Origin of the sequence: Pseudomonas saponiphila, assembly GCF_900105185.1 — a bacterium.
Taxonomy (GTDB): Bacteria; Pseudomonadota; Gammaproteobacteria; order Pseudomonadales; family Pseudomonadaceae; genus Aquipseudomonas; species Aquipseudomonas saponiphila.
In genome coordinates this window covers 2,607,438-2,622,900 of record NZ_FNTJ01000001.1, presented here as the reverse complement: position 1 = coordinate 2,622,900, position 15,463 = coordinate 2,607,438, and the positions used below count along the sequence as shown (strand labels likewise).

Sequence of the window (15,463 nt, the reverse complement as noted above, 5' to 3'; positions counted from 1 at the left end):
GGCTCAGGACTCCTTGCTGAACTGGATGTCGCGCAGACTCAGGCCCGCGCGGTGCAGCTGCATGCTGATGCCCAACTGCACCTGGCGCAGCTCGCCGAGCTTGCCCCGGTAGAACTGCTCGACCTGGGGCCGCCGTTCGTGGGCATAGGCCTCGGTGAGGGTTCCCTCTTCGGCCAGGTCGGTCATCTGGGAAATCAGCTCGTAGTTGAAGTCGCTCATCTGCCGGCGCAGGTCGGCGGCCTTGGCCTCCCCCGCCTGGAGGATCGCCAGGCCCCGGGGGTCATCCAGCACCGCCCGGCGCAGGCGCGACATGAAGGTGTGCATGACGATGTCGTATGTCTCGAATTCGAACACCGCCGGTTCCTTTTCGATGACCATTTCCGAGGCGTACCTCTCGCCGTAGAGCAAGGCGCTGATGGACGACAGCTGGCGCACCCGCGGGTCTTCGAAGTCGTAGCTCAGGGCGTTGAGCGAGACGTCGAAGTCGTCATGCAGCTTGCCTTCGGCGCGCAGGGTTTCCACGGCTTCGGCACCGGGATAGAGCTCCAGGCGCACGGTGTAGCGGCGCAGGTTGTAGCCCATGTACTGGCGCAGGAAGAGGTTGTTGTCGCGGATCTCCTGGAAGGTCGACCAGGGGTGGTAGGCGATGAAGCCGAAGGCCACGTAGATGCCGGCGCCGCGCACCAGTTCGATGGCGCGCTTGTTGTCCTCGACCGTGGATTTCTTCTTCCAGCGGTCCAGGCCGATCTGCGAACCCGACTCGATGCCGATCAGCACCTTTTCCAGGCCCGAGCGGTACAGCAGGTCCAGCAGCGGCTGGTCCTCGGCGTGCCAGTTCTTGGCCTGCATGCAGCAGTTGTAATAAATCTTCAGGCCGCGATCGAGTACGCCCTGGGCAATGTCGGCGATGCGCTGCTTGGCGAACGGCGCGCCACCCGGGTCTTCGAAGGTGGAGTCGACGAAGTCGAAGGTGTTGAAGTTGTACTTGTGATACAGGCGCTCGATTTCATCGACGATGTTGTCCGGGGTCCTGGCCCGCCACAGCTTGCCGGGGTTGATCTTGTTGCCGGCGTGGGGGGCGTTGCAGAAGGTGCAGCGAGCGGTGCAGCCGCGGGTGGTGGCCAGGCGCAGGTAAGGCAGCTTGCCATGGTTGAGTTCGAACTGATCCCGGGCCGGTTCGGGCAGCATGTCCAGTTCCGGCAGCGGTTTGCCGATGGGGTTGTCGATGACGAACCCGCCCTCCTCGCGCCAGCTCAGGCTAGGCACCGAGGCGTAGTCGCCGTGATCCCAGAAGGCTTCCACGTAGCGCACCAGCGGCACATCGCCCTCGCCCCGCACCAGGGCGTCGAGGAAGCTCCAGTTGGGGTTGCTCAACAGCTTGGAGCCGAGGAAGGTGGCCAGCGGACCGCCGGCCAGAAAGGCCACCCGCGGCTCCAGCGCCGCACGCAACGCCGCACCGAACGCGGTGGCGTGGCTGACGGTGACCGTGGTCAGGGAGAACCCGATCAGGTCGGGCTTGAAAGCCACCACCTCGGCGATGGCGATCTCGTCGCCGTGCTGGATCGACTTGACCTCGACCACCAGGCACTCGGCCCCCAGGTCCCGCAGGATCGACACCAGGTAACTGACGCCCAGGTGCTCGGAGCTCATCACCAGGTCGCCGTCGAGCAGCACCGGGAAGCACACCCGCATGGGCTGCGGCTTGCGGAAGTCGACACTGGAATGCAGTGGATTGGCCGCTGGCGCGTCAAACGACTCGGCCAGATTGGTCAGGGGAATCAGCCCTTCGGCGGCGTTGGTGAACGGCACGGTTTCCATTAAAAGTACCCAATTTGCTGTAATTGGCTGTCCATGAAGCGCTGCTCTTCTTCACTCATGCGGGGCCCGCCGCTGCCTTTGCGCCCGGGCTCGCGCCGGGGCTCCTGGGGCGGTTCCAGCAGCCAGTGGCCTTCGAGCCCTTCCGGCACCGGCAGCCCCAGGTGGGCGAGGATCGTCGGGTAGATGTCTTCGATCCGCGCTTGCAGCGCGGCGTCTTGCGCAAAGTTCGAACCGCGGATGAAGACGATGCCGTCGGGGCGATGCACCCCGCGCTGGGTCGGCGTGCTCCAGACCTGCCCGGTGAGGCTCGGGGTCGGCATGACGCTGAAGTCCCTGGGGATCAGCAGGTAGTCCGGGGCATCCGTCAGCCGCGCACCGGCATAGACCTGGTCGGCGCGGACCAGCCTGAACCAGGGCTGGCCCTGATCGTCGAGCACCTGGGCCAGGGCGCGCTTGAGGCGCTCTTCGGCGGCCGGCAACTGCTCGTCGGTCAGGCGGCCCTGGGCCTCGCGCCCCACCCGGTTGGCGTTAAGGCCGAAGCAGCCGGGAGTGGGCATGTAGAAGTCGGTGCGCGACCAGTCGATCAGCCGCCGGTAGCTGGCGGGGTCGTCGAACCAGGAGCGCGCGCCCGGATCGTCGTGCGCCGTCTCGGCGCCGTCCTGCTGTCGTTCGAAACGGGTGGCCAGCAGGCCATGCTGCTGGAGGAATTCGTGCACGCTGAAGTCGGCCTCGCACAGGCCGAAGCCGTGATCGGAAGCCACCACCACCAGGGTCTGGTCGTCGGTCAGGGTCAGCAAGGTGCCCAGCGCCCGGTCGATGTCGACGTAGCACTGTTCCACCGCCGCGCTGGGGGCCTGGGCATCGCCCCAATAGTAATGACTGACCCGGTCGACTTCGGTAAAGACCACGAAGAGTGCATCGACCGGCCGGTTCTTTTGCAGAAAACAGCAAGTTTCGGCGCGACCATCGATAAACTTTCGCGCCTGTTCGCAATAATCTTCCTGGCCGCGATACATGGTGACCAGATCGGAATGATAGTGCAGCCCCGCCTGCATCAGTTCATGCATCAAGTTGCCGGGAGCGGTATATCTCAAAGTCTTGGCCAGGGGCCAGCTGATCATGTAGCCGCCCTGCAAGTCGGCCGGCGGGTGAGTCATGGGAATGTTATAAGCGCCGACTTTCAGGCCATGGCGCTGCAAGGTCAGCCAGCAGGGTTCGCGCCCGTAATCGGCGGCATTCATGGCGCGGAAACGATAGTCGGCGCTGTGGGTCGACCAGAACTGGTAGATCCCGTGCTCACCCGGGGAAACCCCGGTAAACATGGAGGCCCAGCCCGGTGCGGTATGGGGTGGAAAGGTCGATTGCAACACCCCGTGGGCGGCGCGCCGACGCAGCGCGCTGAAGTTGGGCAACAGGCCCCGCGCCATCAATTGCTGGAGCACGGCATGGGAGGCGCCATCGACACCGAAGACCAGCAACTTCAACTTTTGATCTTCCATGATCACTCACTCCCAAGAGATAAACATAATGAACAGCAGGTTACGAACAGGCACCGGCCGACCACTGGCCTATAACCACTTATAAAAACAATCAATCAAGGTTCTGCTCTTTCAAACTTGAAAGATGCAGTGCAACTTGCAAATGGACAGTTCAATCAATGGCAATGGCACAACCAAGCGACATGGCCTGGATGAACAAGCTCCCCTGTAACAAACATCAACTTGCAACAAACTTGCTCAGCGTATTCACCGGCTGTTCATCAGCCGCCGAACCTGCGAGCGTCTTGCCTTCCCCAGGGGGCCCGCTCAGTGACTGTGCAGCCCCTGGCTGGCCAGCGCCGGCCGGGCCGCTCGACTGTCGCCGCCCAGCGCTCCGCGCTCGACGATCTTCATCGCTCGCACATCGCACTTGAGGCTGGCGCAGATGTAGTCGAAGGCCTTGACCGGATCGCAGGTGGTGCCACAGGTGAAGATGTCGAGAAACAGCGCACCGTGCTCGGGATAGGTGTGAAAGGAAGCATGGGACTCCGCCAGCATCACCAGCACCGTCGCCCCCTGGGGCTCGAAGCGCTTGGTCATGGTGCCGCACACGGTGGCCCCCGCTTCGACGGATGCTGCGCACAGCAACCGGGTCAGGGCCTCTAGGTCGTTGAGCTTTTCGGGAGAGATCTGATAGAGCTCGCCCAGGGTGTGCCTTCCAAAAAAAGCATTGGCATCCGGGTTCATATGACATCCCTGTATCGACACAGGCGGGTAGCGATGGTCGGTGAATAAATGGCTGCTGGAGCCCCACTGCACTGCTTGCAGGGCTCCGATGATGGGGCAGCCAGCGCCCGCGGATCCACAATTGCGTTCGTGGGGTTATTTGAGTTTGTGAGCAAATTATTCCAATTGTTTCCGAGCCGTCTTGCACAGCTCATCGCCGGCGCCAGACCGTTCGCCGGTCTTCTGCCCCACTGCTCCCCCCAGGGTTGATGCGGAATCGCCGCCAGGGCGCCCGGTGCCTGTTTGCCGTGAGCGGCGGCGCATGAGGCGGCCGCCGGAGCGGTTCATTGCGCTGGCGGCGCCTGCAACGGAGCGCGCCGTTGCGCCCAGAACGGGCGCTCGCGGTAACGCTCGGGCCGGGCGTAAGTGGCGGCCAGGTGCTGGCTATAGCGGGCCTGCACCTCGCGCATCTGCACAAAGTAGTGCTGGCCGGCGCGCGGGTCGCCGGCCAATTCCCCCTCGATCGCCGTGGCCGCGCTTTCCGCCGAGGCCAGGGCATGGAACAACCCCTGGGATGACAGCGGATCGAAAGCCAGCAGCGAATCGCCGACGGCGTAGAAGCCCGGTCCCGGCACCCCGTCGGCGGTATTCAAGAGCACGCTGCCGGCCGGTCGCACCCGGGTTGCCAGGGACGCAACAGCCTCGGGCAGCACCGGCGCCAACAGCGGCAGGCGCCTGGCGTGGCTCAGCAGCGCCGGCCCGTTGCGCAACGCTTGCAGGGCCGGATCCCGCCCATCCAGATGGTAGGCCAGCACCCGATCGCCCGAGGGCAGGCGCACGCTGTACCACCAGCCGTCCACATCCGCGCAGGTCCGCGTGCAACGATCCTGGTCCTGTGCCAGCGCCGGAAGCCGGGCATGGACGCAGAGCAGGCGGTCCTGCGTCTGCTGGCGCAGGCCCAAAGCGCGACACAGGACCGCGCTGCGGCCCGTGGCGTCCACCAGGGCTCGGGCGCTGTAGCACTGCCCTGTGCGTTCATCTTGCACCTGCCAGCGCCCACCTTCGCGCCGCACCTGAACACCTCCGGCTACCGCCGAGAAGACCGCCCCCGCTGCGCCTGCGGCGTTGCGCAGCATCGCGTCGAACCGCACACGGTCCAGGTGCCAGCCAGGGCCGTTGGGGTCACGCAGGGCATCGAACCACACCGCTTGCGGGGTTTCCCACACTGAAACACTGGCGCCGCGTGGTGCATGGCCGTCCGCCAGAAAACGCTCCAACAGCCCTTGTCGGCGCAACAGCACCGCTGCCGCGCCGGGCAATGACTCACCGATGCGCCAGGCTTGTGCAGCGGGCGAGGACTGGCTCGGCAGGCTGCGCTCCAGTACTCGCACGCGGTGCCTTGGCGCCAGCCTGTGGGCCAGCGCCGAGCCCGCTGGCCCGGCGCCGAACACGATGACATCGCAATGGCTCTCCAGCGCTGGCCGAGCCGTTGCGCTCACGGTTTCAACGTCCCGCTCATGAAGGCCCTGCGCATGCCGCTGTCGGTGAGTTTGCGCTCCTCGCGACTCAGGTCGTCACCGCCACGATCCTCGACCTGCATCACCGGCGGGAAGTCCGGATCGTCGGCGACGCCCTCGCGCACCTCGACGATCCCCTGCCGATCAAAGTGTTCCACCATCACCTGCAATTGGTGCTGGGCCCCGGCACCCAGCGTGCGGTCCCACTCGGAACGCTGCCAAAAGGCCGCCAGGCGTTCTTCACGATCCAGCGTGGTATCCCTGACCTTGCGGTAGTTCTCCTCGCTCAAGACCTGATTCGGCACCCGGGCCGGCCAGAAGGTCGGCAAATAGGGATCGTATTGCTTGTCGTAGCCGGAGCGACAACTGGCGGTGTCGGTCTGCCAGGGAATCGCCATCCAGCGGGTGATCGCTCCAGGAAACTGGGCATACAAGGGGCCGTCATAGGACAGGGCCTCGGCCACGGTCAGCGTCTTGCCGTAGTCCGGCTCGGGATTGTCGGCGGCGCGGTGGCGCCAGCGATAAGGCTCCATGTACATCGATGCATGCCGTACCGGCCAGGTCATTTCGCAGCCGGGATGGAAGGCGTCGGCCAGGCAGAACTCCAGCGCGGCGCGGTCGAGCATGGCCGGTTGTGCCGTTACGGATACTTGATCGAGGCTGTGCACCGGCTCGTGGACAGGGTAATAGTCGGCGCGGAAATCGCCCCTGGCCCACAGTTCCAGCATCCTCAGCTGGGTGGCGGTCAAGGCGTTCATCGCCCGTGGCGAGGCCGGCATGGGGATGTCCATCGCGTCGCCGTATACCCAAGGCCAGGGCTTGAGCGAAATATCCTGGTCCGCCGGATTGCGGAAAGCGTTGGCCACCGTGCGCCGCATTTCGGCGTAGAGGCTGCCTGGCTGCGCGAGCTTGTGCAGGTAATCCGGGTCCAGGAAATGCTGCGCCATGCCATGGCCAAAACCGGCGGCGAAGCCGGCGTTCATCCACTGCAGGTCACACATGGCCTTGAGGATGGGCAAGATGTCATCTCGAAACGAAGGCCTGGTCGGGGTGGGCAGGAGTCCGGCCTGGATCGCCACGTCGGTCATCAACGCATACAGGGTCCGCACCGATTTCTGCTGCGGGCCGTAGTTGGGCGGCGCCACCACCACCCAGGCCGGAGCCACCTGCAACTCCCGCTCGCCGAGGCGGACCCGGGCGGTCACCGGACCGTCGCTGGTGTCGTCGTACCATCCGTCGTTGTTGGCGAAATCCGTAGGCGCCTGGCCGTCGCACGAGGCCGACTTCCCATGGCCGCCGAATACCCTCAAGCGCCCGCAACCATCGGTGCGCAACTCGCCCAGGGGGACCTCGATGCCAAAACAGGTGCCACCGTCAAATCGCAAGTGGTCGCCCTGGGCATTGGGGGCATCGACGCTGCGTATTCCGGGGAGTATCGCCAGGGTACTGCGCTCGCTCACCGCGGCATTGCGGCGCGTCGACGGCGGCGCCGTGAGCGCCTCGGGAATATCCATCGCCAGTTCAAAGCGGTACCAGGCAGCCTTGCGGTTGGCCAGTTCCACCGACCAGCTGATCTGCACGCCCTCTTCCATCAGCAACTCGCGAACCACCTTGCCATGGGCGTCATAGCCGTAGAGGCGAAATTCCGCGACTTCGCGCTTCAAGGCTCCAGTGGCGTCCCGGTAGAACCCTGGCGGCTTCGGTGCCGGTTCCACGACCTGTGGCCCGATATAGAAGCCATCCTCTTGCATGGAGTTTCCGACCCGCGCGATCCCTATGGACGGGTGAATTTTTGCGTAGACGATGTCCGCATTTCCAAGCTTCTTGCTCATAGCTCTTCCCTTCCTGTGGAAAAACACAATCCGCTGTTCGTATCGGCCTAGCAGATCAAGCATAGCGAAGGACAAAATCCACGTTGTTCCTGCGGACAGAATCCGAGATAACGCCGGGGAAGATCGCGACATTGACGACGCACAGGCCCGGCAGAGCCGCCGGGCGCATCAGCATGAGTGGTGATCGGGGATGGCCTCTGCCCCTGCCGCTCGGAGCAGCGCAGGCAGGACCACGCCAGCACTTCCTTTGAGCATTATTTCGTCCGCGCCAACCAAGCCAACCTCTTCAAGGTTGACATGGATCACCGCAGCCCCGGCTGCGAGCGCCATTTCCGGAATGCCTGCTGCCGGCATGACTACGCCGGAAGTCCCCACGGAAATCAGCAAATCACACTCTCTCACACGCCTTACTGCGGATCGCCACGCGTCCTCGGGCAGCTTCTCCCTGAACCAGACCACCCCCGGCCGAAGCCTTGCGTTGCAATGGTCACACCGCGGAGGCTCGATCAACTGCCCTTCCTCAGCAACCCTCAGCTGGTCAGGTGTCAATTCGCCTGGCCGGTGACATGCAAAGCATTTCGCGTCCATCAAGCTGCCGTGAACGTGAACCACGTCCAATGAACCTGCCCGCTCGTGCAGGTCGTCGATATTTTGGGTAATGACGGACACCTCCCAGCCGGCATCTTGAAACCGGGGAATGCACAGGTGGGCTGGGTTTGGCTTCGCCCCGCTCACCTGGTGTCGCCTCCACAGGTACCAGCCCCATACGAGAGCTGGGTTCTCCTCAAAGGCGTCGGCTGTTTCCAGGCGTTGAGGGTCGTGCTTGGCCCATAACCCGGTTAGTTTGTCGCGAAACGTCGGTATTCCGCTCTCGGCCGAGATGCCCGCGCCCGAGAAAAAAACGATTTTCTTGGACCTGCGTAGAACATCGGCAGCTCTTTGCATTTGGCTCACGAGACACTCCTTGGCTCTGCAGCGACGACTGTTCAGTAAACATGGGAAAGCCCCATGGTCCCAGCTTAGGCACTCATGGTTGATCGGAAAACAAAGCGCAGCGAGCAGCGAAGCTCATGCTGGTAGCGCCGCGCTGTAAATTCATCCGATGCCAGCTGAGGTGATGAGGACAGATCTGGAAAGGGCTCGACCCTGGATTGGCGGGGAGCTGGAGAGGAGCAAGTGCCGGCGCCAGGCACGGAAACGCAAAAAGGACCCGAAGGTCCTTTTTGCGATCACTGCAGAATTCGTGGAACTCTGCAGCGCTATGTTTGGAGCGGGAAACGAGACTCGAACTCGCGACCCCGACCTTGGCAAGGTCGTGCTCTACCAACTGAGCTATTCCCGCAACGTCTTGGTGTTGCGCATTCTATAGAAATCCGAATGCGCGTCAAGCCTTTGATTCAAAAAAACTTATTTTTTCTCGTTGTCAGTTTTCAGGTGCGGCCAGGCAGCCCGCAGGTACTGCAGCATGGACCACAAGGTCAGGCCCGCCGCCGCCAGCAGCAAGGCGTAACCCACCAACACCCAGAAGCTGAAATCCGAAGGGTTGGCCAGGAGAATCACCAACGCCAGCATCTGTGCCGCGGTTTTCCATTTGCCCATGTTGGACACCGCCACCTGGGCCCGGGCGCCGAGTTCGGCCATCCACTCGCGCAGCGCCGAAATGACGATTTCACGGCCAATGATCACCGCGGCGGGCAAGGTCAGCCACAGGTTGTGATGCTCTTGCACCAGCAGCACCAGGGCCACCGCCACCATCAGCTTGTCGGCCACGGGGTCGAGGAACGCGCCGAATGGCGTGCTCTGCTGCAGGCGTCGCGCCAGATACCCGTCGAGCCAGTCCGTGGCGGCCGCGAAGGCAAACACTGAACTGGCTGCCATGTAGCTCCAGCTATAGGGCAAATAGAACAGCAATATGAAAATCGGGATGAGCAGGACGCGTAGAACGGTGATCAGATTCGGGATATTCATCGGCACAACTGGCTACGAGGTGATGGGGCATTCTACTCGCTGTGCAGGTTTGCATAAATCAACTCTGCGAGCTTTTTACTGATCCCCGGTGCTTTGGCAATCTCGTCGATGCTGGCACGGGACAGTTCCTGCAACCCACCAAAATGTTTAAGGAGATCACGTCGACGCTTGGGTCCGACGCCCGCCACCCCTTCCAGGGTCGAGGTGCGCCGGGTTTTGCCGCGTCGGGCACGGTGACCGGTGATCGCGAAGCGGTGAGCCTCATCGCGGATTTGCTGGATCAGATGCAAGGCCGGGGAGTCGCCCTTGAGGGTGAACTCGTGGGCCGCATCATTGAGGTAGAGGGTTTCGAAACCGGCCTTGCGCGTGGCGCCCTTGGCCACGCCAAGGAGAATCAGGTCCGGCACCGCCAGCTCGTTGAGCACGTCACGGGCCATGGACAGCTGCCCCTTGCCGCCGTCCACCAGGAGAATGTCCGGCAGCTTGCCCTCGCCTTCCTTGAGCTTGCTGAAGCGTCGGGTCAGGGCCTGGTGCATGGCCGCATAATCGTCGCCGGCGGTGACGCCTTCGATGTTGTAGCGCCGGTAATCGGATTTCAGCGGCCCTTCCGGGCCGAACACCACGCAGGACGCCACAGTGGCCTCGCCGCTTGAATGGCTGATGTCGTAGCACTCCAGGCGCTGCGGTGGCTCATCCAGGTTCAGCACTTCGGCCAGGGCTTCGAATCGCGCCGCGACATGCTGACGGTTGGCCAGGCGCGCGCTCAGGGCCTGTTCAGCGTTGGTCACCGCCAATTGCTGCCAGCGCGCCCGGGTGCCACGGACCCGATGGCTGATGGTCAGCTCGCGCCCGCGCAACTCATCAATGGCAGCGATCAGGGTCGGGAAGTCGTCATGCACCACGTTGACGATCAGCTCGGAAGGCAGGTCGCGCTCCGGACTGCTGACAAAATACTGGCCTAGGAAGGCCGACATGACTTCCGCCACGTCTTCCTCGATGCCCACCTGGGGGAAGAAGTTCTTGCTGCCCAGCACCCGCCCGCCCCGCACGCTGATCAAGTGCACACAAGCGCCGCCCGGGTTGACGAAGGCTGCCACCACATCCACATCGCCGGTGCCGCCTTCCATGCTCTGCTGGTCCTGGACCCGGCGCAGCAGGGAGATCTGGTCCCGCAGTTCGGCGGCCTTTTCAAAATCCAGGGCGGCAGCGGCCGCTTCCATGGCGCTGGAGAGTTCATCGGTCAGGGCATTGCTGCGCCCTTCCAGGAACATCACCGAGTGGCGCACGTCCTCGGCATACACTTCAGGCTCCACCAGGCCTACGCAAGGCCCCTTGCAGCGCTTGATCTGATACTGCAGGCAGGGTCGGGTACGGTTCTTGTAGTAGCTGTCCTCGCACTGGCGAACCATGAAGGTCTTCTGCAACAGGCTGAGGCTTTCGCGGATCGCGCCGGCGCTAGGGTAAGGGCCGAAGTACTTGCCCTTCTGCTTCTTCGCCCCACGATGGATGCTGAATCGCGGAAAATCACCGTCCGAAAGGAACACATAGGGATAGGATTTATCGTCGCGCAGCAGAATGTTGTACGGCGGCCGCCATTCCTTGATCAGCGTCTGCTCCAGCAGCAGTGCTTCGGTTTCGTTGGCGGTGATGGTGGTTTCGATCTGGGCAATACGCGCCACCAGGGCGGCGGTCTTCGGTGCCTGGCCGGTCTTGCGGAAGTAGCTGGACAGGCGGTTTTTCAGGTTCTTGGCTTTACCGACGTACAGCAAGCGTGCATCGCTGTCGAACATGCGATACACGCCAGGACGGCCACTGCAGGTAGAAAGAAAAGCGCTGGGATCAAACAGGTCGGTCATTTCAGAGGCTGGCATCGACCATGCCATGACGAACCGCCAGCAGCGTCAGCTCGACATCGCTGCTGATCGAGAGCTTCTCGAAAATACGATAGCGATAGGTGTTCACGGTTTTCGGCGACAGACACAGCTTGTCGGAGATGATCTGCACTTTCTGGCAGCCGACAATCATCAGCGCGATCTGAATCTCACGCTCGGACAAAGCGTCAAACGGCGAGTCGCTGGAAGGCTGAAACGATTTGAAGACCAGTTGCTGGGCAATCTGCGGGCTGATGTAACGCTGACCGGCAAATACCAGGCGAATCGCCTGGACCATTTCGTTGAGGCCCGCGCCCTTGGTGAGGTAGCCCGCCGCGCCGGCTTGCAGCAGGCGTGTCGGGAACGGATCCTCTTCGCAGACAGTCACCGCCACGACCTTGATGTCCGGATGGCTGCGCAGCAGTTTGCGCGTGGCTTCAAGACCTCCGATCCCGGGCATCTTGACGTCCATCAGGACGACGTCGGGCTTCAGCTCCCGCGCCTTGAGCAGGGATTCTTCCCCTGACTCCGCCTGCCCGACTACTTGCAGGCCATCGATGTCAGCCAACATTCGTGTAATGCCCGTACGAACGAGATCATGGTCATCGACTACTAGCACCCTAATCAAGCAGACACCTCGCGATTTGGTCTTTAAAGGTTGCCGGACACCTTAGCAAAAAAGCGACGTACAAACCTAATCACAAGCGCTATATAAAATTCATCGGCGAGCGATAAAGCGACAGCGCCTGCCCGACCGCGGACGGCCTGGCACCTTCAGGCCCCGACAGCCCGGGGCCCTCTACCCAGGATCGGCGCCTGCGACAGTAGGACGCTCCATACGCCAGAAACACTCCTCCTCCCCCACCACCTTCAAACCCATCCGCTGGTACAGACGCTGTGCCGGGTTGCCCTTGAACACCGTCAGGCGCAACAGCCCAAGGTGCTCCTGACGCGCCCGCTCCAGCAGCCGCGCCAGGGTCCAGGCGCCAACCCCACGCCCGCGCCATGCCTGCTGCACATGCAATTCACGAATATAAAGGGCCCGCAGGTCCCGACTCAGGCTGACATAGCCCAGCACCTCGTCTGCCTGGCAGATCAACAGGTTCTCGCGACCGGCCCAGGCCACATCGAAAGCCTCATCAAGCCATAGCAGATCATTGCGGATGTAGTAGCCGAGCATGGTCGAGCGGGTCAGGTCCCGGGCGAAGGCCAGGTCGGCCGCTGACGCCGGGCGCAATTGCAGCGCATTCATCAGCCGGCCACCGGCACAACCTGGGCCTGCCATTGCCCGGCAACACAGCGGGCAATCAGCAGCGCTTCGCCAACCCCCTCCACGGCGCCCAGCAACTGGCCGTCAGGGCCCCAGATCGCGCTACGCCCGGCACAGGCCCAACCCCCGCTGGGACCGCCATGATTGGCCATCAACAGCACAATGCCGTGCTCCCGGGCATAACCCTGCAACAACGCACTGTCGGCGGCATAACCACCCTCGCTGATCAGCACTCCGGCGGCATAGATGTCGGCACCGGCCGCCACTGCGGCCTGGACATGACTGGCATGGCAAAAATCCGCACACACCGCCAGGGCCAACCTTGCCTCTGCCAGTTGCAGCGGCGCCCCGCCAGAGCCGGGGGCAAAAAAGCGCTCCTCCCCGGCATGCAGATGCTGCTTGCTGTACACCGCCAGCGAGCCGTCGGCTGCCAGCACCAGCGCCCCGATCAGCACCGGCCCGTCCTCGACCAGGCGAATCGGCAAGCCCACCACCGCCGTCAGCCGCAGCTCCCGGGCCAGGTCCCGCAACGGCTGCAGCTGCGGGGCATCCGGGGCCAGCGCCAGTTGCGCGGCCAGCTGTGGCTCATAACCAGTCAGGGACAGCTCGGGAAACACCAGGACCTGCACCCCCTGCTGCGCCGCCAGCCGCATCAGATGCTGATGCCGGGCGAGATTCCCCAGCCAGTCGCCAGCAATGGACACCGATTGGGCGGCAGCGAGGGTCAGCACGGTCATGGAGATTCCTTGGCGAGGCAACGAGGGGGGAGCGGCGAGTGTGGCATAAATCCTGGCGCCGCTTAATCCATCGCCCAAGACAACCGCGCCCATAGAAATTACTGATTGAATCGCGGCCCTGGCCTCTAGTAAGCTCGCCCCACTTCACGGAGAAACCCCATGCTGTCCCAGACCCTTTCCCTGCATCGCCACACCGCCAGCGTACTGCGCTCGGTCGCGGCTGCCTGGGTCAACGGCACTCTGGCTCCGGTCAATTTTTATTTTGGGTATTGGTTTAGCCACTGGCGCGCCTGATACCCAACCGGCGCCCACTTTGACGGGTCGCCTACCAGAGAAATCTCAACCCCCGGTCGGCCTCCCGACCGGGGGTTTTGTTTTTTCCGGCACCACGTTTTCAACCACGACTTTTACGCAACACACCGAACTTACCGAGGATTGCCCCATGAACTACGCCACCTATTACCGCTACGACATGTTTTCCGCCTGGCGATTTAGCAGCCTCCGCTCGGGACAGCCTGCCGCCTCCGATCGGTCACCTACCGGTGGCAATTGCACACAGATGGCCAGTACGGCCAATTGTCGAACACCCCAGTAGGGCCGCGCGCGGGACATCACCCGCCGCCCGCCCAGGAAGACCGCACATGAACTCATCCGTATCCGCTCTGCCCCTGTCCGCCCAAGTCAGCGCCAATGAACCCCTGACCCGGCGCCTGCCCAGCTCCCTCGAGCTCAAGCAGCAACTGCCGCTGTCCCAGGCCTTGAGCCAGCAAGTTGCCAGCCACCGCCAGGCGGTGCGCGCCATTCTCGAAGGTCGCGACCCACGCCTGCTGGTAGTGGTCGGCCCATGCTCCATCCACGACCCGCAATCGGCCCTGGAATACGCCGCCAACCTGGCCCGTCTGGCCGAAGAGGTGAGCGAGCAGATGTTCCTGGTGATGCGCGCCTACGTGGAAAAGCCCCGCACCACCGTCGGCTGGAAAGGCCTGGCCTACGACCCGCGCCTGGATGGCAGCGACGACATGGCCGCTGGCCTGAGCCTGTCCCGGGACCTGATGCGCGAGATGCTGCGCCTGGGCCTGCCGATCGCCACTGAACTGCTGCAACCCATGGCCGCCGGCTACTTCGACGACCTGCTGAGCTGGGTGGCCATTGGCGCCCGCACCACCGAATCGCAGATCCACCGGGAAATGGCCAGCGGCCTGGAGATGCCCGTGGGCTTCAAGAACGGCACCGACGGCGGCGTCGCCATCGCCTGTGACGCCATGCGTTCGGCGGCGCACCCGCACCGTCACTTCGGCGTCGACAGCCAGGGCCACCCGGCAGTCATCCAGACCCCAGGCAACCCCGACACTCATCTGGTGCTGCGGGGCGGCCACAGCGGGCCGAACTACGATCGCCAGAGCGTGGCCCAGGTCCAGCGCGACCTGCACAAACTGAAGATCCCGGCGCGGATCATGGTCGATTGCAGCCACGCCAACAGTGGCAAGGACCCATTGCGCCAGCCGGCAGTGTTCAACGAAGTGCTGGAGCAACGCCTGCAGGGTGATCGCTCGCTGATGGGCGTGATGCTGGAAAGCCACCTGTTCGAAGGCTGCCAGCCCCTGAGCGGTCAGCTGCGCTACGGCGTTTCGGTGACCGACGGCTGCCTGGGCTGGGCCGCCACCGAGCAACTGCTGCGCACTGCCGCGCAACAACTGCAGCGGGCAGACAAGGTCGCTGCCGTCCCCGCCTGAGCACCGCCCGCCCCTGTAGGAGCTGGCTCGCCAGCGAAGACGACGCCAAGAGCACCGCCCGCTCCAAAGGCCTCTTCGCCGGCAAGCCGGCTCCTACAACACCCGCCGGGCGGCAACGCTTTGCAGGAACTTTGACAAGAAATAGCCACCTGAATCCGGTAGGCTCTCAACTTTCTTGAAAGGAGCAACACCCATGGCCAAAGCCACTGCCCGTCACATCCTGGTTGCCAGCGAAGCCAAGTGCAACGAACTCAAAGCCGAGATCGAAGCCGGCGCCGACTTCGCCGAAGTCGCGAAAAAGAACTCCACCTGCCCGTCCAGCCGCGACGGCGGCAACCTGGGCTCCTTCGGCCCGGGCCAGATGGTCAAGGAATTCGACACCGTGGTGTTCAGCGCCCCGGTCAACGTGGTGCAAGGCCCGGTGAAAACCCAGTTTGGCTACCACCTGCTGGAAGTCACCAGCCGCCAGGACTGATCCCCTCGCGCTTGCGTCTGCTCAACGGCCCGCCTCCT

Annotated in this window: 14 protein-coding genes and 1 tRNA gene; 3 read left to right on the top strand and 12 right to left on the bottom strand. The window is 63.4% G+C overall.

Annotated elements, in window-relative coordinates:
- Positions 1-3 precede the first annotated feature (3 nt).
- The 12 genes from BLV47_RS12305 to BLV47_RS12250 form a co-directional block, all read right to left on the bottom strand.
- Positions 4-1,818, bottom strand: a complete 1,815-nt coding sequence (locus BLV47_RS12305) for a B12-binding domain-containing radical SAM protein (RefSeq protein ID WP_092313892.1) — start codon at positions 1,816-1,818, stop codon at positions 4-6.
- Positions 1,818-3,317, bottom strand: coding sequence for an alkaline phosphatase family protein (locus BLV47_RS12300; protein WP_092313890.1), 1,500 nt, complete (start codon positions 3,315-3,317; stop codon positions 1,818-1,820). The genes BLV47_RS12305 and BLV47_RS12300 overlap by 1 nt, the downstream gene beginning before the upstream one ends.
- A 306-nt stretch (positions 3,318-3,623) precedes the next feature.
- Entirely contained in the window at positions 3,624-4,043 is a 420-nt protein-coding gene (gene speD / locus BLV47_RS12295) for an adenosylmethionine decarboxylase (RefSeq protein WP_016964572.1), read from the bottom strand.
- A gap of 323 nt (positions 4,044-4,366) precedes the next feature.
- Complete coding sequence (locus BLV47_RS12290; RefSeq protein ID WP_208605262.1) at positions 4,367-5,521, bottom strand: NAD(P)/FAD-dependent oxidoreductase; 1,155 nt, start codon at positions 5,519-5,521, stop codon at positions 4,367-4,369.
- Positions 5,518-7,371, bottom strand: a complete 1,854-nt coding sequence (locus BLV47_RS12285) for a LodA/GoxA family CTQ-dependent oxidase (RefSeq protein WP_092313888.1) — start codon at positions 7,369-7,371, stop codon at positions 5,518-5,520. Before BLV47_RS12285 ends, BLV47_RS12290 begins: the two co-directional genes overlap by 4 nt.
- Positions 7,372-7,539: 168 nt before the next feature.
- The gene (locus tag BLV47_RS12280; RefSeq protein WP_092313886.1) at positions 7,540-8,325 is read right to left on the bottom strand and encodes an SIR2 family NAD-dependent protein deacylase; all 786 of its coding nucleotides are present in this window, start codon (positions 8,323-8,325) and stop codon (positions 7,540-7,542) included.
- Positions 8,326-8,637: 312 nt separating this feature from the next.
- Positions 8,638-8,713 (bottom strand) — tRNA-Gly (locus BLV47_RS12275).
- Positions 8,714-8,778: 65 nt separating this feature from the next.
- On the bottom strand, positions 8,779-9,339 hold the full coding sequence (gene pgsA, locus BLV47_RS12270; protein ID WP_011061839.1) for a CDP-diacylglycerol--glycerol-3-phosphate 3-phosphatidyltransferase: 561 nt from the start codon (positions 9,337-9,339) through the stop codon (positions 8,779-8,781).
- 32 nt (positions 9,340-9,371) lie between these two features.
- Positions 9,372-11,195, bottom strand: coding sequence for an excinuclease ABC subunit UvrC (gene uvrC / locus BLV47_RS12265; RefSeq protein ID WP_092313884.1), 1,824 nt, complete (start codon positions 11,193-11,195; stop codon positions 9,372-9,374).
- A 1-nt stretch (position 11,196) separates the two neighbouring features.
- Positions 11,197-11,838: a response regulator transcription factor GacA gene (gene gacA / locus BLV47_RS12260; RefSeq protein WP_011061841.1), complete on the bottom strand. Its 642-nt coding sequence runs from the start codon at positions 11,836-11,838 to the stop codon at positions 11,197-11,199.
- 171 nt (positions 11,839-12,009) lie between these two features.
- Positions 12,010-12,462, bottom strand: coding sequence for a GNAT family N-acetyltransferase (locus BLV47_RS12255; protein ID WP_092313882.1), 453 nt, complete (start codon positions 12,460-12,462; stop codon positions 12,010-12,012).
- Positions 12,462-13,217 carry a carbon-nitrogen hydrolase family protein gene (locus BLV47_RS12250; RefSeq protein ID WP_092313880.1) on the bottom strand — a complete coding sequence of 252 codons (756 nt, stop codon included), beginning with the start codon at positions 13,215-13,217 and terminating at the stop codon, positions 12,462-12,464. Before BLV47_RS12250 ends, BLV47_RS12255 begins: the two co-directional genes overlap by 1 nt.
- Positions 13,218-13,376: 159 nt before the next feature.
- On the opposite strand from BLV47_RS12250, the gene BLV47_RS36730 reads away from it, so the two are divergent.
- The 3 genes from BLV47_RS36730 (at position 13,377) to BLV47_RS12240 (ending at position 15,425) form a co-directional block, all read left to right on the top strand.
- Entirely contained in the window at positions 13,377-13,511 is a 135-nt protein-coding gene (locus tag BLV47_RS36730; protein WP_279626575.1) for a hypothetical protein, read from the top strand.
- Between the two features lie 347 nt (positions 13,512-13,858).
- Positions 13,859-14,950: a 3-deoxy-7-phosphoheptulonate synthase gene (locus tag BLV47_RS12245; protein WP_092313878.1), complete on the top strand. Its 1,092-nt coding sequence runs from the start codon at positions 13,859-13,861 to the stop codon at positions 14,948-14,950.
- A 193-nt stretch (positions 14,951-15,143) separates the two neighbouring features.
- On the top strand, positions 15,144-15,425 hold the full coding sequence (locus BLV47_RS12240) for a peptidylprolyl isomerase (RefSeq protein ID WP_007924449.1): 282 nt from the start codon (positions 15,144-15,146) through the stop codon (positions 15,423-15,425).
- Positions 15,426-15,463 lie beyond the last annotated feature (38 nt).